This window comes from Oleiphilus sp. HI0128 (assembly GCF_001635365.1).
The window spans coordinates 1-304 of record NZ_LWGG01000589.1; the positions used below are offsets into that span (position 1 = coordinate 1).

Below are 304 nucleotides of genomic sequence, written 5' to 3' on the forward strand. Positions count from 1 at the left end.
TATACGTCCGTATGTTTAGCCCTGGAAATTTCTGACTCATCGCTTCGCAATACCGAGCCGCTTCATTAACGCCTTCTATGATTGGTGTTCCACCGCCCGCTCGGAGCCCCTGCAACCAGTTCTCGATCTGTTTGGGCGCTCTCACTTTCGCCATGAGCGACAGTACTTGATTGTTACCAAAACCAAACACCGCAAGTTGCTCTCTGTTTAAGTAACTCAACAGGAAAAGGTAGCTTGGCATGAAGTCGCATCAAGAGCGCATGGCGCACAAAAAGGCCATTATCGATAAAAAGATTGCCAAGGC

The 304-nt window shown here is 48.7% G+C and carries 1 pseudogene; it reads left to right on the plus strand.

Annotated elements, in window-relative coordinates:
* Positions 1-239: 239 nt before the first annotated feature.
* A pseudogene (locus A3763_RS30060) lies at positions 240-304 on the plus strand (cob(I)yrinic acid a,c-diamide adenosyltransferase); the annotation flags it as partial.